This window comes from Veillonellales bacterium (assembly GCA_039680175.1).
GTDB lineage: Bacteria > Bacillota > Negativicutes > JAAYSF01 > JAAYSF01 > JBDKTO01.
The window spans coordinates 67,595-86,619 of the sequence record JBDKTO010000045.1; the positions used below are offsets into that span (position 1 = coordinate 67,595).

At 44.0% G+C, this 19,025-nt stretch carries 17 protein-coding genes and 1 other RNA gene; all 18 read right to left on the reverse strand.

Annotated features, from left to right (window positions below; genetic code table 11):
* Positions 1-15 precede the first annotated feature (15 nt).
* Complete coding sequence (locus ABFC84_07450; GenBank protein MEN6412584.1) at positions 16-216, reverse strand: hypothetical protein; 201 nt, start codon at positions 214-216, stop codon at positions 16-18.
* Between the two features lie 221 nt (positions 217-437).
* A complete protein-coding gene (locus ABFC84_07455) occupies positions 438-947 on the reverse strand; it encodes a PRC-barrel domain-containing protein (protein ID MEN6412585.1) in 510 nt (169 codons plus the stop codon).
* A 101-nt stretch (positions 948-1,048) separates the two neighbouring features.
* On the reverse strand, positions 1,049-2,158 hold the full coding sequence (gene mnmA, locus ABFC84_07460; protein MEN6412586.1) for a tRNA 2-thiouridine(34) synthase MnmA: 1,110 nt from the start codon (positions 2,156-2,158) through the stop codon (positions 1,049-1,051).
* Positions 2,155-3,327 (reverse strand): cysteine desulfurase NifS, encoded by a 1,173-nt coding sequence (gene nifS / locus ABFC84_07465; protein ID MEN6412587.1) that lies wholly within the window; start codon positions 3,325-3,327, stop codon positions 2,155-2,157. Before nifS ends, mnmA begins: the two co-directional genes overlap by 4 nt.
* Before the next feature lie 56 nt (positions 3,328-3,383).
* Complete coding sequence (locus ABFC84_07470) at positions 3,384-4,646, reverse strand: replication-associated recombination protein A (protein ID MEN6412588.1); 1,263 nt, start codon at positions 4,644-4,646, stop codon at positions 3,384-3,386.
* A 216-nt stretch (positions 4,647-4,862) separates the two neighbouring features.
* A non-coding RNA gene (gene ssrS / locus ABFC84_07475) (6S RNA) lies at positions 4,863-5,035 on the reverse strand.
* 84 nt (positions 5,036-5,119) lie between these two features.
* A complete protein-coding gene (aspS, locus tag ABFC84_07480; GenBank protein MEN6412589.1) occupies positions 5,120-6,907 on the reverse strand; it encodes an aspartate--tRNA ligase in 1,788 nt (595 codons plus the stop codon).
* A 4-nt stretch (positions 6,908-6,911) separates the two neighbouring features.
* Complete coding sequence (hisS, locus tag ABFC84_07485; protein MEN6412590.1) at positions 6,912-8,180, reverse strand: histidine--tRNA ligase; 1,269 nt, start codon at positions 8,178-8,180, stop codon at positions 6,912-6,914.
* Between the two features lie 5 nt (positions 8,181-8,185).
* A complete protein-coding gene (gene hemZ, locus ABFC84_07490) occupies positions 8,186-9,730 on the reverse strand; it encodes a coproporphyrinogen dehydrogenase HemZ (GenBank protein MEN6412591.1) in 1,545 nt (514 codons plus the stop codon).
* Positions 9,720-10,169, reverse strand: a complete 450-nt coding sequence (locus ABFC84_07495; protein MEN6412592.1) for a Fur family transcriptional regulator — start codon at positions 10,167-10,169, stop codon at positions 9,720-9,722. Before ABFC84_07495 ends, hemZ begins: the two co-directional genes overlap by 11 nt.
* A gap of 64 nt (positions 10,170-10,233) precedes the next feature.
* Positions 10,234-11,262, reverse strand: coding sequence for an AI-2E family transporter (locus ABFC84_07500; protein MEN6412593.1), 1,029 nt, complete (start codon positions 11,260-11,262; stop codon positions 10,234-10,236).
* Positions 11,263-11,284: 22 nt separating this feature from the next.
* Positions 11,285-11,908 (reverse strand): MBL fold metallo-hydrolase, encoded by a 624-nt coding sequence (locus tag ABFC84_07505; GenBank protein ID MEN6412594.1) that lies wholly within the window; start codon positions 11,906-11,908, stop codon positions 11,285-11,287.
* Between the two features lie 11 nt (positions 11,909-11,919).
* Positions 11,920-12,369, reverse strand: coding sequence for a D-aminoacyl-tRNA deacylase (dtd, locus tag ABFC84_07510; protein MEN6412595.1), 450 nt, complete (start codon positions 12,367-12,369; stop codon positions 11,920-11,922).
* Complete coding sequence (locus tag ABFC84_07515) at positions 12,366-14,573, reverse strand: bifunctional (p)ppGpp synthetase/guanosine-3',5'-bis(diphosphate) 3'-pyrophosphohydrolase (protein MEN6412596.1); 2,208 nt, start codon at positions 14,571-14,573, stop codon at positions 12,366-12,368. Before ABFC84_07515 ends, dtd begins: the two co-directional genes overlap by 4 nt.
* A gap of 35 nt (positions 14,574-14,608) precedes the next feature.
* A complete protein-coding gene (locus tag ABFC84_07520) occupies positions 14,609-15,148 on the reverse strand; it encodes an adenine phosphoribosyltransferase (GenBank protein ID MEN6412597.1) in 540 nt (179 codons plus the stop codon).
* A gap of 5 nt (positions 15,149-15,153) precedes the next feature.
* A complete protein-coding gene (gene recJ / locus ABFC84_07525) occupies positions 15,154-17,190 on the reverse strand; it encodes a single-stranded-DNA-specific exonuclease RecJ (GenBank protein ID MEN6412598.1) in 2,037 nt (678 codons plus the stop codon).
* Positions 17,191-17,461: 271 nt separating this feature from the next.
* Positions 17,462-17,893, reverse strand: a complete 432-nt coding sequence (locus ABFC84_07530; GenBank protein MEN6412599.1) for a DUF456 family protein — start codon at positions 17,891-17,893, stop codon at positions 17,462-17,464.
* A 75-nt stretch (positions 17,894-17,968) separates the two neighbouring features.
* Positions 17,969-18,976, reverse strand: a complete 1,008-nt coding sequence (locus ABFC84_07535) for a hypothetical protein (GenBank protein ID MEN6412600.1) — start codon at positions 18,974-18,976, stop codon at positions 17,969-17,971.
* Positions 18,977-19,025: the final 49 nt, after the last annotated feature.

The following is a 19,025-nucleotide window of genomic DNA, read 5'->3' on the forward strand; positions in this document are numbered from 1 at the left end:
ACGGTCTCCGGAGCATTATAAATCCATTTTCTTCATCAGCCGCTTACGGGTCCGTCTGGCTTGCCGCACGATACCGCGAGAAGTATCCAGAAGCGTATCCCTGCTGCGTTCGGCCATAAGTTTTTTTTGCGGCTTTGCTATTGGCGTTACTACAGCTCCTAAAACAGTTCCTAAAATACTACCCCACACCAATCCTTGCCAAAATCTTCCACTCATTTAATCACCCCTTTTATCCAAGTAAATTCATCGCAGCTTGTGAAGGAGCAACATATAAACTTAAAGTACCGTCATCTTGCACATTATAGATTTTGACATCTTGCCCTTGTAAAACAAATTCAACACAGCAATCCCAGCAATAATATTGATCGGTCCCTACTTTACCAATAGAACGGTGCCCGCACACAGGACAGGTTATCACCTTGAAACACCTCACACTCTTATATTGAATCACTTTCAGTATGAAGAAGTTTAGCCATTGATTCAGGAACAATCAACTTTTCTTCCCCGACTATCTGAACCGGCGGTAAGGGCATTGCCAGTCGTCCGGACAATAAATCGCCAACAACGCTGTCGGATACTTGGTAATCACTAATTTCACCGGTAACAGCATTAAATCGGATATCAACAAGCGTTCCCAGTTGAAGCCCTGCTTCAGTGAAAATTTGTTTATCAATTAGCTCCCGTAAATGATAGCTGCGGCTAGAAACAAAGGTTGAAAGCTCCTGTATTAGTGCAGAATTTCTGACCATGACGGCATCACGGCCAATGCTGTGTAGATTTCTAAACTCTATTCCCTGTTCCTGGGCAAACCAGTTAGCTGCTTTAAGAATAATGCCGCATACAGCTGCCTGCTCAATGTCCACAACAACTTCATAGACCTCACCAATCTGCCTTCCGGTCTCTATTTCCAATACCGGCAGTCCTAATAAGCTGCTTATTTTTTCCATTTACCGGCCTCCAAAACAGATTGTAAGCTTATTATAACCAAAAATCAAAGATTCTATTTGCCAAGCAATCATCAATATAACTAATTTTTTCTTCTATTGACTCACCGTACCACTTTTGCTATAGTTCCTCCGCCAATAACGATATCGCCGTCATAAAACACGACCGACTGGCCGGGGGTAATCGCTCGCTGGGGTTTATCAAAAACCACATGGACCGTTGTTCCGCCCGGAAGAGGTGAAATAACAGCAGCGGCAGGTTGAGCACTATAGCGAATTTTAGCCTCCACTCTGATGGCTTCTACAGGGGGATCAATTGCAATAAAATTTAAATCGTTGGCAAATAATTCACTGGCAAAAACATCCTCATTAGAACCAACGACAACTGTATTGGCGGTAAAATCCAATTCTACAACATAAAGGGGTTTTCCGGCAGCAAGTCCTAATCCTTTTCTCTGTCCGACAGTATACAGGGGCAGTCCCTGGTGAGTACCCAAAACATTTCCCCTGACATCGACGATCTTGCCTGGTTTCAGGGCTGCAGGGGCTTTTTCCGCCAAAAAACTTTTATAATCATCATTGGGTACAAAACAGATCTCCTGGCTATCCGGTTTATTGGCAACCGCTAAGCCAATTTCCCGTGCCAGCTGTCTGGTTGTCGTTTTATTATACTTGCCCAAGGGCATCAGAAAATGCTGCAAGGTATGCTGATTCAAATGATACAGCGCATAGGACTGATCCTTTGTCTGATCTATTCCTTTCCGCAGCAAATAGCGTCTGCGCTGTTCATCATACTCAATGCAGGCATAATGGCCTGTGGCCACATACTCTGCGCCCAACGCCATTGATCGCTGCAGCAATCCCGCAAATTTTACATAGCGGTTGCAGGCAATACAAGGGTTGGGAGTTTTGCCTGCGGCATATTCGCGAATAAAATAATTCACGACGGTATCCTGAAACATTTCACGAAAATTCAGCACATAGTAAGGAATACCAATCTTCTCCGCCACTCTGCGGGCATCGTCAACTGCCGACAGGGAACAGCAGCCGCGATGTTCCGGATCATCCTGGGACGATTGGTTATCCCAAATCTGCATTGTTGCTCCAATTACATCATAGCCCTGATGAACAAGAAGGGCGGCAGTTAAAGAACTGTCCACCCCTCCGCTCATCGCTACAACCACTCTGGTTTTAGCACACATAATCGAAATCACTTTCCTTTACGAGAAGCATTTACTGGTGAAATATTGCGTAACCGGTCAACAACCTCCGGGAGCACTGCCAAACAATAGTCAATCTCCTCTTGGGTATTGTCACGGCCTAAAGAAATTCTTAGAGATCCTTGAGCGACTTCCTGGGGCAAACCCATTGCCAGCAAAACATGGGAAGGATCAAGCGACCCGGAAGTGCAGGCGGAACCGCTGGATGCGGCGATTCCCTTTAAGTCCAAATTTAATAACAGCGACTCGCCTTCCACAGCTAAAAAGCTAAAATTTACACTGCCCGGCATACGAAGAACCGGATGCCCATTCAATTTAATATCAGAAACTTTTTCTTGAAGTCCCTTGATAAGTTTGTCCCGCAGTGCCGTTATATGAACAATTTTTTTTGTCATATCCCGTTTCGCAATCGCAGCGGCTTTACCCAGCCCAACAATACCCGGAACATTTTCGGTTCCGGCCCGCAGACTCCGTTCCTGTCCGCCGCCATGCTGAACCGCATCAATTCGTACCCCGCGGCGCACATATAAAGCACCGATTCCCTTCGGGCCATAAAATTTGTGCCCGGACAGAGTTAATAAATCAATGTTATATTCTTTTACATTAAGTGGATAATTTCCTGCTGCCTGTACGGCGTCTGTATGAAAATAAATTCCCTTCTCCCGGGCGAGTTTGCCGATTTCCGCAATTGGCTGAAGAGTGCCTACTTCATTATTGGCAAACATGACACTAATTAAAATCGTTTTATCCGTAATTGCCTGCTCGACATCTTCCAACCGTATCCGGGCATTCTCATCCACAGGCAGATAGGTAACGGCAAAACCCTGCTTTTCTAAATAATCACAAGTATGCAGTATGGCATGATGTTCAATGGATGTTGTAATAATATGATTGCCGCGCTGGCGATTTGCCAACGCAACTCCCTTGAGGGCAAGATTATCGCCTTCGGTTCCTCCGCTGGTAAAAAACAGCTCATCATTATTCGCAGCGATAAGGTCGCTTACCTGATCACGGGCCTCGCCAACCGCCTTTTTTACTTCCCTTCCAAAGGAGTGAACGCTTGATGGATTGCCGAATTTATCCGTCATATATTCCATCATTACGGAAGCAACTTCACTATCTACCGGGGTAGTAGCAGAATGGTCAAAATAAATTCTTTTCATACTGTCTCAGCTCCTTTATAAATATTTTGTATAGTTAGACTTGATATTATTCTGTATCAATTTTCTGGCGGCCTGTCTCGCAAACCAGCTAACCTTTTGGCAAATTCCCCTTCTTTGCCCCGGCCGCTGGGCTGATAATAAACAGTTCCCCTTAATTCATCAGGCAAATACTGCTGCTTTACATAGCCATCGGCAAAATCATGAGGATAACGATATCCGCTGCCATGGTTTAATTTTTTGGCGCCATGATAGTGAGCGTCCCGCAGATGAAGTGGAACTTTTCCGCATGATTTACTGCGAACATCCTTTAATGCGGCATCTATTCCCAAATAAGCGGCGTTACTTTTGGGTGCGGCGGCAATGTATGTCACGGCTTGAGCTAACGGAATTCGTGCTTCCGGCATACCGACAAACTGAACGGCCTGAGCCGCAGCCATGGCCAATTGGAGAGCCTGGGGATCGGCGTTTCCCACATCTTCCGCCGCACAAATTACAATTCTCCGGGCAATAAATTTAATATCCTCACCGGCTGCCAGCATTCTGGCCAAATAGTGTAATGCAGCGTCAGCATCCGAGCCCCGCATACTTTTAATTAACGCCGAAACAACATCATAATGATTGTCCCCCTGTTTATCATATACTTGTAACTTTTCGCCAACGACAGTTTCCACTACATGAATCGTAAGATTTTTGTTTTGCTCCGCTTCCAGCATAGCCGCCGCCTGTTCTAGAATATTTAACGCAACCCGGGCATCACCACCGGCAACAATAATAATCTTTTCTAGCGCAGCGTTATCATACTGCAATTGCAGCTTGCCAAGTCCCCGTTCCGAATCTCCCATAGCATTAATAAGAATTTGCTGCATTGCGGCAGAGCTGATTTCTTGCAGGTGTATAACGCGCATCCGCGATAGCAGAGGAGAATTGACCTCAAAATAAGGATTTTCTGTTGTAGCGCCAATGAGAATAATCCGCCCGTCTTCCACATAAGGCAATAGTGCATCCTGCTGTCCTTTATTAAAACGATGAATCTCATCAATAAACAATATCGTACGCCGCATATATAGTTTCAGCCGTTCTTTTGCGGCTTCCACCACTTTGCGAATATCGCTGACACCAGCTGCCACAGCATTTAGTTTTTCAAATTGGCAATTTGTCGAATTAGCAATCACTTGTGCTAATGTAGTTTTTCCGGTTCCTGGCGGTCCGAACAAAATAATGGAGGGTACCGTATCCGCAGCAATCATCTTCGGCAAAAACTTACCGGGTCCAATTATATTCTCCTGCCCCAAAAACTCTTTTAGCGTTCTTGGACGCATTCGCGCCGCTAACGGCGCAGCTTGAAGCAGATCATTTTTGTTGGCAAGTGAAAATAAATCCACGCTTACTCACCCTTTACCAAGTATTTCAAAATTGAAATTGCAAGGCCTTCATTGGCTTGCTAAATCAGCTTTTTATATCATTCTCGCAAAATCACCGAAATCCTATATAAAAAAAGAAAAACACTAACTCAAATCGGGTTAGCGCTGCTAAATTAAAACCCCGCCATGCCGTACTGCCGCTGTTTTGAACCTGCCTCGGCAGGTGGGTGCCCTCCTGATTACTTTATGTTTCCTTTTAAAGGCATACACGCCATAATCAGAGCGAGGCTCCCGCAGTAAATGTGTTGGCTCAAAACATTGGCATTACACGCACACAGTAGGGCTAAAGTTATTTCACTTTTCATACTTATCTTATCAAAGAAATCAGCAAATTGCAAGTCAGCCTGACAAGAAGATTTCTCCAAAGCAGTTTACTTTTTGAGCAAAATATTCGTTTTAATCGAAAGCTCCTTAAGCTGTTTCGTTGAAACCTCAGAGGGTGCTTGTGTCATAACGTCGGTAGCGCTCTGAGTTTTAGGGAAAGCGATGACATCACGAATCGAAGCTCGTTTCGCCATTAGCATAACCAGCCGGTCCAAGCCAAAAGCAATTCCGCCGTGAGGAGGAGTTCCGTACTCAAAAGCTTCCAAAAGATAACCAAATTTCGACATAGCTTCTTCCGGTGTCAACCCAATGGTCTTAAAGACCTGTTCCTGCAAATCCCGGTTATAAATCCGAATACTGCCGCCACCTATTTCAGTACCATTGAGTACCATATCATAGGCTTTTGCTTTAATCCGACCCGGATCACTTGCCAAATAATGTACATCTTCCATTCTTGGCGATGTAAATGGATGATGCATGGCAACCCAGCGTTTTTCATCATCATTAAATTCAAACATGGGGAAGTCCAAGACCCACAAAAAGGACAATTTGTCCGGATCGATTAAATTTAAGCGTCGAGCCATTTCCAGCCGCAATTGGCCTAAGGCAGCAGCTACAATATTCGGTTTGTCTGCAATAATCAATAATAAATCGCCAGTCTGAGCTTGTGTCTGTGCTGTAATCCGGTCAATAATTTCAGCCGAGAAAAATTTAGTAATCGGCGATTTAATTCCGTCGTCAGTATAACACATCCAGGCTAATCCCTTGGCACCATAATTTCCTACATAATTGATCAAGCCATCCAGTTCTCGTCGGGGAATTGCCGCATTACCTTTCACATTAATGGCCTTAACCTGCCCACCATGAGTCAAAACGGTTTCAAACACCTTGAAATTAGAACCTTTTACTGCCGATGAAATATCGATCAGTTCCATTCCAAAGCGCAAATCAGGTTTATCCGAGCCAAAGCGGGCCATCGCTTCGTCAAAGCTTAATCGCAAGAATGGGGTGGCAATTTCAGCCCCAATACATTGGTTAAAGAGGATGGTAACCATTTCCTCCATCATTTTTAAAATGTCCTCCCGATCAATAAAGGACATTTCGATATCAAGCTGGGTAAACTCCGGCTGACGGTCGGCTCTTAAGTCCTCATCCCGGAAACACCGCACGATCTGAAAATACCGTTCAAAACCCGATACCATTAATATCTGCTTAAAAAGTTGCGGCGATTGGGGCAACGCATAGAACTTTCCCGGATTCACCCGGCTGGGAACCAAATAGTCTCTGGCGCCTTCCGGTGAACTTTTAGTCAGCATAGGGGTTTCCACTTCCCAAAAACCATGCTTATCAAAAAAATCCCGCATTACTTTTGTGACCCGGTGCCGCAGCATTAAATTTCGCTGCATTTCCGGACGGCGTAAGTCCAGATAGCGATATCGCAGCCGCAGTGTTTCATCCACATCAATATGATCCTGAATATAGAAAGGCGGTGTTTTCGCGGCATTTAAGACGCGAAGTTCCGTACAATCCACTTCAATTTCGCCAGTGGACATATTGGGATTGATAGTCTCTGCTGTTCGGCGCTTTACTGTTCCTTTAATTGCCAGCACGTATTCAGAGCGAACCGCTTCGGCCTTTTTAAAAGCCTCCGTATCCATTTCCGGTGAAAAAACTACCTGCACCAAACCGGAACGATCCCTCAGATCAATAAAAATCAGGCCCCCATGATCCCTTCGGTGGGAAACCCAGCCGCATAAGACAACTTCACTGCCTTCATGCTGGGCTCGTAAGTCCTCGCAAGAATGTGTACGGTGTAAACCTTCCATTGTATCCATAATTTTATTCCTCCATCCCGGCTTGCACTTGCTGCACAACTTTGTCTGCATCCAGCAAATCCTGTAAACCTGTTTTCATATTTCGCAGCATCACTTTTCCCTGAGCTGCCTCGTCATCACCGATGATCGCAGTAAACTGGGCTAAATATTTATTTGCTTGTTTCATCTGTGCCTTTAGACTGCGTTCCATATAATCCATATCCGCTTTAATTCCCGCCTGCCGTAATGCCGATAAAAGCTTAACTGCACCAGCCTGGGCGCTATTATTTCCCAATGAAGCCACAAAAACGGTCAGTCGTCTGTTTGCTTCCGGCAGTAAGCCTTGCTTCTCCAAGGCCAGCAGCACTCGTTCCAAGCCAATGGCAAAACCAATACCCGGAGTTGAATCGCCGCCACATTCCGCGATCAGCCCGTCATAACGCCCGCCGCCGCATACTGCACTTTGTGCCCCAAGGGGCGCATATTGAATTTCAAAAGCAGTTTTGGTGTAATAATCCAGACCTCTTACCAGCCGGGGATTCAATGTATAAGTAACACCGGCCGCGGTGAGCATTTTCTGCAGCTGACTGAAATGCTCCTGACAGTCTTCACATAAACAGTCCGCTACTTGCGGCGCACCTTGGGAAAGCTGCCCGCAATTTTCATTTTTACAATCCAAAATACGCATAGGATTTCGTTCAAATCGTGACTGACAGTCTTTACACAGTTTTTCTAAATTTGGCCGCAAAAAATTCTGCAATTTTTTCCGATAAACCGGACGACATTGAGGACAGCCAACTGAATTCAAATAAAGCTGCAGATCATCCAAACCAAGCCGCTGCAAAAATTGAACTGCTAACATAATAATTTCCGCATCAATTCCTGGTCCCCTGGCACTTAAGGCTTCGACTCCAAATTGATGAAACTGGCGAAACCGTCCGGCCTGCGGACGGTCATACCGGAACATCGGGCCAACATAAAAAAGCTTAGTTGGCTGTGATTCCGCATACATTTTATGCTCCAAAAAACTTCTTACAACAGCTGCTGTATTTTCCGGCCGTAAAGTTACACTGCGACCGCCTCGGTCAATAAAAGTATACATCTCTTTTTCCACGATATCGGTGGTTTCGCCAATACCCCGAAGAAACAACTCCGTATGTTCAAAAATAGGAGTGCGAATCTCGTGATAGGAAAAGATACTGCAAATATCCCGCGCAATCTGCTCCACATACTGCCAGTGACCGATTGAATCCGGCAATATGTCTTTGGTCCCGCGCGGACCGGTTGTTAACATCCCTGCTACTCCTCCTCGCTGTCATCAAACAATTTCGCTACAAGCATCTGGCGCCTGCTCAGATAAATATCCAGATTCTTAATATATGTAGTAACATCCTTGGCATTATAACAACTTGTTAGATTGCCGGCTTTCCGGTTTACCGCTTTCGTAGCCGCAGCCGGCCCTATGCCAATAATAATTTGGCGTTCTTCCATGCTTTGAATATTGTATAAACAGGCAGCCCCAGGTTTTGTGTATCCTATATTTTCTAAATTACCCGTCATATATTTCTGCCTGTATAAATAATAAGGCTGCATGTCCATTTTACAAGCAAGAGAACCGGCGCTGTTTAACATTGCTGCCGTAGTTATCGAATCCGGCAGCAAATACTTGTGCTCCTCCATACTGTCGGCCTTAAGTGCTGATCCCTTTTTTAAGGCCAAAGTATGTACTGTAAGATTATCCGGACCAAGCAAATAAATTTGTTCCAATGTATTTCGCATATCCTGGATAGTTTCCCCCGGCAACCCGGCAATAATGTCCATATTGATCACCGGAATACCCGATGAGCGAATTTTACCGAATATGTTTATTATATCGTGTACAGTATGCATTCGTCCAATAAGTTTTAAAGTTTTTTGCTGCATGGTCTGTGGATTGACGCTTATGCGTGTAATCCCGTAATGCTCCATAATCTTGATTTTTCCGTCAGTAATACTATCCGGGCGACCGGCTTCCACCGTAAATTCATGTAAATCCTGTGTCACAAACCGCTCTGTTACCGAATCAAGCAGCCAGGCAAAATCATCGCTGTGTAAACTAGTAGGCGTTCCGCCTCCTATATAAATATTCTGAACCTTTAAATCATATCGTTGAATGATTTCCGCCGCCCGATCCATATCCTGCTCCAATGCCCGTAAAAATGTTTCCACCTGTTCTTGCTCCGGTAATATAGAGCCAGGGAAAGAGCAATACAGGCAGCGGGAAGGACAATAAGGGATCCCAATATAAATACTAATCATATTGTCGTCATCGTCCACACCGGATAAAATTTGATTTTGGCGGAGGGCAATATCTATAATCAAATCAATCTTTGCTGCATCCACCCCATAATCCCGATTTAGTTGCTGGCGAATTTCAGGCAGAGACATCCCCTGATCCAATAAGCGGTGTATCCTTTTGGTCGGTCGAACGCCGCGCAGAATTCCCCATGGGCCAGGGTTAATCCCGGTTATAGCACGCATTCCGTCTAAAAGGTTCAGCCGGACGAGACGATTAGCGGCGGCCTGGGGTGTTTCAGCTGTACAGTCGGAAGAGGCATGTCGATAGATCGTTTGCAAGGAGCCATCATCGGAACGGAACAGCAATTGAGTCGATACGCAAATATTGCCGTCATTTTCAATTCGATTCTGCACGCTGACAACACCTGGCGACAGGTCTTGCCGATTCTCAACAATACAGTCATGACATTCCTGATTCTCTGCAACTTGAAACAGTGCCATGATCTGCTTAACGGCATCTGCCAGCTGAGCATAAGGATGATTTACGCTAAACCAGTTAATTCTCACTATTTTTCTGGCACTCCTGGCAATAACCATAAAATTTAACTTGATGATCCACGATCTTAAAATTACTATTACGGGAAATAACTGTCTCGAGCGTTTCCAATAAATCATCCTCAAACTCTTTTACCTTACCGCAGGAAAGACAGATCAAATGATGATGTTGATGAGGTGTATCGGCCTCATTGATTTCATAGCGGCTGCGCCCGTCACCAAAATCCATTTTCCGTAAAACGTCTAAATCGCTTAATACTTCCAACGTACGGTAAACTGTTGCTAGCCCAATTTCGCTGGATTGACGGTGAACAATCATATGAACATCTTCCGCACAAAGATGTTCATCATGATGATCGAGAAAAACCTGTAGAATAATTTGACGTTGCGGCGTCAATTTATACTGACGTTCATGAAATTTTTTCTTTAGGTCATCCATATTAATTTTCATTTTGTCACCTATCTTTCACTTATTACTGAATAACACCGTATCCAGCATACTAAAAATCGACAGGCTATTGGTCCCACAGGTGTCTGATGAGCACTTTCAGCAAGGCTGCGACCGGGACTGCCAAAATCATCCCGACAATTCCAAACATCTGCCCCCCTATCAATAAACTAATAATGATAGTGGTGGGGTGCAAATCAATGGTATGTCCCATAATATTGGGTACAATGACGTGATTTTCGATTTGGTGAACTACTATAAAAAAAATCAGGACTTTTAAAGCCAATGATGGAGAGCCTAGATAAGCTAACAGTATCGCCGGGGCCGCCCCGATAATCGGACCAATAATGGGAATCGTTTCCGTAAGAGTGGCTAACAATCCTAAAACTAACGGGTATTCCACCCCTAATAAATACATCCCGCAGAAAACCGTGAAACCGATAGTGATGCTTACTAAAAACTGTCCCCGAATATATCCACTGACAACAGCAGCCAATTCGTCAATAATTCTGCGAGCCTTTTCCCGATTCTCAATAGCAAAATTCGCAACAAAGGATTCTTTCAGTACCTGCCAGTCTTTCAGAAAATAGTAAGTTAAAACCGGCACCACAATCAGCTCTATAATCCTGGTTGCAAAACTGAATACCGCATTTATGATTCTTTTCGTCAAGTCTATGGAATAAGCAGCTGCACTGGACACGATCTGTTCTACCATATTGGAAAGATTTTCCGGAACAGTTACCGAACTGACATGAATTTGAATTATTTTACTGATATCCTGGATTTTACTTATTAGTGATGGTAAATTAATGACAAATTTATCAAATTCGTTGATAAAAGGCAATAATACAAATGTTCCAATTACCACTGCCAATAAAATCGCACAACAAAAAGCCAAGAGCACGGCTGCTCCCCGCGCCATGTATAAGTGAGTAGGCCATAACCGAATACGGCAAAGATAACCGACCAATGGATTTAATATAAACGATAATACCACTGCGGCAATAAGTGGCAAATAAATTGAAGTCACCTGACTTAATAGTCCAATAAACAATAAAACGATTAGAATTTTAGTCCAATTTTCGCGAAACTTCACCGTTATCTCACCTGCATATCCATCACTGAATAAATGAGTTCATTTTACGTTCCCAGCCAATCGTCGTAGCCGGGCCGTGTCCGGGAAGCACTTTTATTTCATCCGGCAAGACCAGCAACTTTTCTTTAATGCTTGCAATTAATTGACTGTAAGATCCGCCGGGGAAATCTGTACGGCCGACCGACTCAGCAAATAAAGTATCACCGCAAAAAACAACATCCTCCGTTAACAAACTAATTCCTCCGGGAGTATGCCCCGGCGTGTACAATACTTTAAAGGTAAAAGATCCTACATGGATCAATTCTCCCTCAGCCAACAAACGGTCCGCAGGCTGTACGGCAACACTGCTGCCGCTAATAAACATAGATAAATTACGCTGCGCATTTGTCAGCATATCGGCGTCCTGCTGATGAATCAGCACCGGTGCACCCGTCGCCTGCCTTAGCGTATCGTTTGCTAAAATATGATCGGCGTGTCCATGGGTATTGATTATATAAGCAACAGATAATCGGTTGCGATTGAGCGCAGCGCTGATTTCTTCCGCATTGCCGCCAGGATCAATTATAGCAGCCTGTAATGTTTTTTCACAATAAGCAATATAACAATTGGTGCCAATATAGCCGACTTGAAGTTTTATGACTTTCATATCTGCACTCCTCAAAAATTTCTTTTACTATCCAAAAGAATAGTTACCGGGCCATGATTATCTAAGCGAACTATCATTTCTGCCTGAAATTGTCCATGTGAAACCCGAACACCGAATTCCTCACAAAAATGAATAAAAGTCAAATACAATTTCTTTGCTACCTCAGGGTCAGCAGCAGCAGCAAAGCTGGGACGGCGTCCTTTCCGGCAATCTCCCATCAAAGTAAACTGAGAAACTACTAGCAACTCTCCGGCGACATCAAGCAGAGATAAGTTCATTTTTCCCGCCGTGTCGGAAAAGATACGTAAATTTACAATTTTTTCCGCTAAATAGCGGGAATCCTGTTCGGTATCATCGCTGCTAATGCCTAATAGCACCGTTAAACTGTTGCCTACTTGAGCAATCAACTGTTTCTCTACAGTAACACTGGCCTTATCAGTACGTTGGATAACAGCTCTCATCCTGCTCCCCCTAAGTTTGGCGCCGCCCGGTAAACACTATAAACATCTTTTAATCGCCGCATTTTAGTCATTATATTCTCTAGTTGGACCAAATTTCGAATTTCCATACTTAATGTAATGGTTGCTGTTTTGTTTTTATGAGTTCTGGCATTAACCGAAGAAATATTCGTTTTACCCTCGGAAAGAATCATCATTAAATCAGTAAGCATTCCCGGCCGGTCCATACAAATGGCTTCTATCGTAACCTTATAAACGTTTTCCGAGGTAATATCCCAATTTACCTCTATCATCCGCTCATATTCTTCGGGTTGATTCAATATATTGGTACAATCCGCACGATGGACCGAAACGCCCCGGCCTTTGGTGATATAACCAATAATTGCATCACCGGGAACAGGATTGCAGCACCGCGCCAAGCGAACTAATACGCCTGATTCGCCTTCGACTAAGACGCCATGACTGGCTTTGCTTTTTGTATGTTTGGGCTTTAGCTCAGTTAAGAGCTGAGATAAATCCGGCGGAGTCGTACGTTTTAATTCCCTATTGTACGCTTCAATCAGCTTCGTCATGACTCCGTGCACGGTAACTCCGCCGTAACCTAAGGCGGCATACACATCCTCTTCTCCCGTAAGATTAAATTTTTTGGCAATCTCATTCAGACGATCACCTTTCGTCAATTCCCGCCAGTCATAGCCCAGTCTCTTACTATCCCGTTCAAGCAGTTCCCGCCCTTTATTGATATTTTCTTCTCGTTTTTCTTTTTTGAACCACTGGCGGATTTTATTGCGAGTTTCAGACGAAGCGACAATGTTCAGCCAGTCACGACTAGGGCCATTACTTTGTTTGGTAGTGATAATTTCGATAATATCGCCATTCACCAGCTTATATTCTAAAGGAACCATCTTACCGTTAACTCTTGCTCCTACACAGCGATGCCCGACATCGGTATGAATCCTATAGGCAAAATCAATTGGAATTGATCCTGCAGGCAAATCGACCACATCACCCCGTGGTGTGAACACGAAGACTTCATCGGCAAATACATCCAGCTTCAACGTTTCCATAAACTCTCTCGGATCCCGTAAATCCTGCTGCCACTCCAGCAACTGGCGCAGCCAGGATAATTTTTGCTCGAAGCCTTTGTCTGCTCCCTTGCCGCCTTCCTTATACCGCCAGTGAGCGGCGATACCGTATTCGGATGTACGATGCATTTCCCAAGTTCGGATTTGGATTTCCAAAGGCTGCCCCTCGGTTCCAATCACTGTTGTATGAAGGGATTGATACATATTGGACTTTGGCATGGCAATATAATCTTTGAACCGGCCCGGCAACGGCTTCCACATGGTATGTACAACACCTAGTGCGCCATAACAATTTTTTACCGAGTCCACAATAATTCGAACCGCCGACAGATCATAGATTTCACTTAAATCTTTATTCCCCTTGCGCATTTTTTTATAGATGCTGAAAAAATGTTTGGGGCGTCCTTGAATTTCCGCTTTTATGCCAACAATTTCCAATCGTTCAGCCAGTAAATGAATTGCTTCGTTTACAATCTGCTCCCGCTCACGGCGTTTCTGCTTTACTTTCTCAACTAATTCATAATACTTTTCCGGTTCTAAAAACCGAAAAGATTGATCTTCTAACTCCCATTTTATGTTTGATATTCCCAACCGATGTGCCAACGGGGCAAAAATCTCCAGTGTCTCTCGGGCAATCCGGCGCTGTTTGGCTTCCGGCATATATTTAAGCGTCCGCATATTATGAAGGCGGTCGGCTAGTTTAATCAGTACCACCCGTATATCCTTTGCCATAGCCAGAAACATTTTACGATAATTTTCCAGCTGCTGCTCTTCCTTGGATTTATATTCAATACGGCTCAGCTTGGTAACCCCGTCAACCAGTCGGGCAACTTCACTGCCAAACTTGTTTTCGATCTCTTCCATCGTAATGGCCGTATCTTCCACCACATCATGGAGTAATGCGGCACTGATAGTGATTGCGTCAATCTGTAAATCAGCCAATATTTTTGCTACTCCTAGGGGATGAAAAATATATTCTTCCCCTGAAACACGGAATTGACCGGTATGAGCATTTCGCGCAAAATCATAGGTTCTCTTGACTAAAGATAGCGGTGCATCCGGCTGATAGGACAATATTTGATTCATTATCTCTTCGATGCTTATGCTTTTATTGCTTCCCATATGTACATCTCCTGCGGCTTCCATTCTAACAAAGATTAATATATAACCAAGGAAACAATGTTATAATCAGAAAGCAATTGACGTCCGCCAAGATATGACAACTCAATCAAATATGATAAGCCTGCCACTTTTCCGCCGAGCTGCTCAACCAGATGAATAGCAGCCTGGGTAGTTCCCCCGGTCGCTAATAAATCATCAACAATCAATACCTTTTGTCCCGGTTGAATAGCATCCTGATGAATCTCTAATGAATCTTTGCCATACTCCAAATCATAACTATATTTCAAAGTAGCGGCCGGTAATTTACCTGGTTTGCGAATCGGAATAAATCCGGCTTGCAAAGCAAAAGCAACAGGCGCTCCGATGGCAAACCCCCGTGCCTCCGGCCCAACCACGACATCAATACCCGTTTCTTTAAACGGCCTGGCCATTTCAGCGATCGCTTGATGAAAAGCTGTTCCTTCTTTTAATAAGGTTGTTATATCTTTAAAGCTGACACCTTTTCCCGGAAAATCCAAAATCGTCCTGATCTTGTCGCCATAATTCATCGCATCATCTCCTCGTATCGTTGCCATCATAATTACGAAATTTCATACTGCAGCATTCCCTCAGAAAAAGTCGCTGAACAAGTAATATCCAATTTTTCCGCCGGTGGTGCAAGTAACGTGATAATCCTGCTTCCACCCGTTTCATACTGCCGAACCAGCCCCAATTCCTGTAAAACTGTCAGTGATATATCAATACCCCGCTCAGAAAGAACAGTCTTATATCTCAGTCGAATTTCCTGCATAATTTCTTTATTCGTTGCAGTAATGCCCTGGCTGCTTCCGGGAGAATGTTTTAATACCAAATAAACCTGACCGATTACAAGCCTGGCAGAATCACGCCGGCTATCACATTTAGCCGGTTTTACCGCAACAGAGTGTCGTATGTCGTGGACCCGCAATTGAACACTTCGCTGCCCCTGCCAGTCATTAAATCCGGGGTTAAATGCTATATCAACCGGCTGGTTGAGCTGCAGTTCTTCCGCTAAAAATCCCATCCCCCAGCCAACAACGCTTTTACTATGATTTCCCTGAATCACTTTGCCTTTCAAATGCTGTTTGCTTTGTCCCATCTTATATACGTCGGTCAAAATTATCCCCTGACAGGCAAATACCGGCCGGGAATTTCCCATACCATATGGTTCAAGACATGTCAGTTGTTCTAAAAAAGCAGTATCCATTTTATCGAGCATTACAGTGGAATCAATCTGCAGCTCCGGGATATAATCCTGCTCTGTTAGTACCCGTTCGGCAATATTATTCAGCCGCTTTCTCAACTCGTCAATATTGGAGGAAAGAATCGTTAATCCCGCAGCCATACAATGTCCACCGAACCGCAGCAATATCCCTTCGCACGACTGTAAAGCACTGTATAAATCAAATCCGGGTATACTGCGGCAGGAACCTTTACCGATACCGTCTTTTTCACTAATGATTACGGTCGGCCGGTAATATTTATCGACGATTCGTGACGCCACAATACCAATCACACCGGGATGCCAATTTTCACCGGCCAATACTATCACTTTGGCCTTTTCAACATTCATCCTGGCAAGAAGTTTCTCTGCTTCGGCAAGAATAGACAGTTCTAAAGCTTGCCGCTGAGTATTCTCCTCTTCCAATTTAGCTGCCAGTTTCGCTGCCTCGCTTTGATCTTCAGTAAGCAGCAATTCCACTCCCGCATCGGCCCGGCCTACACGCCCTACGGCATTTAGGCGAGGACCGATGACAAAGCCAACTTTACCGGCATCAATATTTTTATCTAAACCACAGACTTTCAATAATGCCTGTAAGCCTATATTTTTTGTCAACGGCAACAAGCGCAGCCCCATTTTAACCAACACTCTGTTTTCGCCTAACAGGGGAACAATATCCGCCACTGTACCGATGGCAACCAAATCCAAATACTGTAATAACGCTCCAGCAGCCTGATTTAACATTTGGCATAAAACCTGGCATAACTTATACGCTACGCCTACTCCCGCCAAATCTTTATTAGTATAATCACATTTTTTTTGCTGGGGGTTGACAATAGCATATGCTGCCGGTAAAATTTCCGGCGGTCGATGATGATCGGTTATAATGATATCCATTTTCCCCGCTAATAAAGCAACCTCATCCACAGCACTAATACCGCAGTCTACCGTAAGCAGCAGCGTAGTTCCGGAACAATGAAGTTCTTCCAGTGCACCACCGTTCAATCCATAACCTTCGCTTTGCCGATCCGGAATATAATAGTCCACCCGGGCTCCCAAATCGTCAAGGACTCTGTATAATAAGGCTGTCGACGTAATTCCATCTGCATCGTAATCACCATAAACAGTGATTTTTTCCTGCTTATTTAACGCTAAAATAATCCGTTTGGCAGCTTTTTCGACATCGCGCAGTAAAAACGGATCTTCTAAGCACTCCTCTCCACCGTATAAAAATGCTTTGGCCTCCCTCAAATTGGTAAGTCCCCTGTTTATCAAAACTTCCGCAACGATTCTAGAAACTCGCAGCTGGGTGCCCAATTTTTCAGCTAAATCTGAGTGATCTGCTAAAAAACTCCATCGCTTATGTATTTTAGTCATACATTCTCCCTAATATGAAAAATTATATCCAATTCTTTCATTTTATGCAAACTGGAAAAGTCATCAAAAAAGAAAGGCGTTAACTCGCCGCCTGTATGCCAATTATTATATATAAATTGTTTATTTAATTGTAACTAATTCTTGAATGCAACGCCATAATCCTGCCGGATGCAAAAAGAAAAAGTGCTGGTTAGCTACAGCACTCCCTGCACTCAATCCACGCCGCTTTAATCAGTACCTGTTGGGTTAGTTCTTCTCGTATATTTGTACCTTAAAAAATATACATCACCACAATGGAAATCATGAGCAAACCACAAGCAAACCGAAGCGCTGCCGCCGCCGCCAGCCGAAACAGGACTCTAGCGACTGTATTAAACCGGGGCAGCAATGTTTTACCTACAACCATTTCCCACAGCAGTGTGCCAAACACCGTACCGAATATGGCATCACTGGCAACTATTCCTGCAGCATTACCGATAGTAGTATCCGTACTAAAAATTCTGGAGACAGCAGCTGACCGCGTTAGATAAATACGTAATAATCTTCCGCCTGCTTCCGCTAACAGCATGAGCAACACTAAACTGAGAACAATATAAAAATGATAGTTTTCCCAGCCAAAAGCCAATCCATATAGCAGAGGACCCACTAAAATAATAATCGTTCCGGGAAGCCTTGGTAGTAAGGTACAAACAAGGCCTGTCATCATGATAAACATTGCGGCAAACTTTATAATCAAGGTGTTGTCCTTCCTTAACACATGCTGTCAGTATCATTATAACTATTTAATTCCATATTTATGTAAAAAATATACCGTATACCCAATAAACACTGCCATAATGACCCCGGTATAACTCATTAACTGCAATATAATGTCGAACCTTACGAAACTGCACACTCCTACGGCAGCTCCGGCAAAGCACATTGCCGGCCAATATGACAATCCGGTCAGAATGCTGATCTGTTTTGCATTCACCAGCATGGCCGGCGCCATGGTATTGATAAAGGCGCACAACAAAATAAAATTGAACAGCAGCATACCAAACGCCCCCCAGAAATGACCAACTGCTTGAACCAACGCTAAGGGTCCTTGGGATCCGGTAATAAGAATAACATGAGCCGCCGCCAATGTTATGACTCCTTCAAATAATTTAGCCAGGACAACCATGGCTATTGCCTTATAGCCTTGGCAGGCTAGTTGTGCAGCCGCCTCAACAACTAAAGCTGGACGCATTCCGCCGACATTATAGCCAATTAAAGCACAAACAAGCAACCAATCAACATGCCCTCCCATCGGTACGTTTCTAAATGATGGCACCCCATAGCCATAAAGTGTAATAAAAAGAATTGGCACCAATAACAATGCAACATAATTAGAAATTTTTAATAGTTCTTTACCATATCCGGCAGCCAATAAAGAAAAGGTGATAATACATATCGGCATTCCTAACCACAGAGGAATGCCGGTAACGGTAAACAAAATCCAGCCGGCAAAGTATCCCCCGGTAAGAGCGCTGGCAGGTAGGCAAATCGATAAAATAGTTATCGCCATCACTTTTTTCCCTGAATAACCAAACAATCGTTTAACCACACAAGTTAATTCCAACCCGGTTCTGACGCCAATCCAAGCCGCTAAACCGGCTACTATCGATCCAAATAGAATGTAGGCAAAAACAGAAGTTATATAGATATCCGATCCGATATTTGCAGCCATATCAGGTACTACTGCAATATTGTCGCCCGCGATATGGGCAATGGCAAGATAGATAGCAGTCAACAGCATCCACATGATGATTCACCTGCCTTTGTCGCTATTATGATATTAGAATAGCGATCGG

Coding starts and splice junctions, on each gene's coding strand:
- ABFC84_07450 (MEN6412584.1), bottom strand. CDS start 216: ATGAGTGGAAGATTTTGGCAAGGATTGGTGTGGGGTAGTATTTTAGGA.
- ABFC84_07505 (MEN6412594.1), bottom strand. CDS start 11,908: ATGAAAGTCATAAAACTTCAAGTCGGCTATATTGGCACCAATTGTTAT.
- dtd (MEN6412595.1), bottom strand. CDS start 12,369: ATGAGAGCTGTTATCCAACGTACTGATAAGGCCAGTGTTACTGTAGAG.
- hisS (MEN6412590.1), bottom strand. CDS start 8,180: ATGTTAACAACCGGTCCGCGCGGGACCAAAGACATATTGCCGGATTCA.
- recJ (MEN6412598.1), bottom strand. CDS start 17,190: ATGACTAAAATACATAAGCGATGGAGTTTTTTAGCAGATCACTCAGAT.
- ABFC84_07520 (MEN6412597.1), bottom strand. CDS start 15,148: ATGGCAACGATACGAGGAGATGATGCGATGAATTATGGCGACAAGATC.
- ABFC84_07495 (MEN6412592.1), bottom strand. CDS start 10,169: ATGAAAATTAATATGGATGACCTAAAGAAAAAATTTCATGAACGTCAG.
- ABFC84_07530 (MEN6412599.1), bottom strand. CDS start 17,893: ATGACAGGCCTTGTTTGTACCTTACTACCAAGGCTTCCCGGAACGATT.
- ABFC84_07470 (MEN6412588.1), bottom strand. CDS start 4,646: ATGCGTCCAAGAACGCTAAAAGAGTTTTTGGGGCAGGAGAATATAATT.
- aspS (MEN6412589.1), bottom strand. CDS start 6,907: ATGGATACAATGGAAGGTTTACACCGTACACATTCTTGCGAGGACTTA.
- ABFC84_07535 (MEN6412600.1), bottom strand. CDS start 18,976: ATGTGGATGCTGTTGACTGCTATCTATCTTGCCATTGCCCATATCGCG.
- ABFC84_07515 (MEN6412596.1), bottom strand. CDS start 14,573: ATGGGAAGCAATAAAAGCATAAGCATCGAAGAGATAATGAATCAAATA.
- nifS (MEN6412587.1), bottom strand. CDS start 3,327: ATGAAAAGAATTTATTTTGACCATTCTGCTACTACCCCGGTAGATAGT.
- ABFC84_07455 (MEN6412585.1), bottom strand. CDS start 947: ATGGAAAAAATAAGCAGCTTATTAGGACTGCCGGTATTGGAAATAGAG.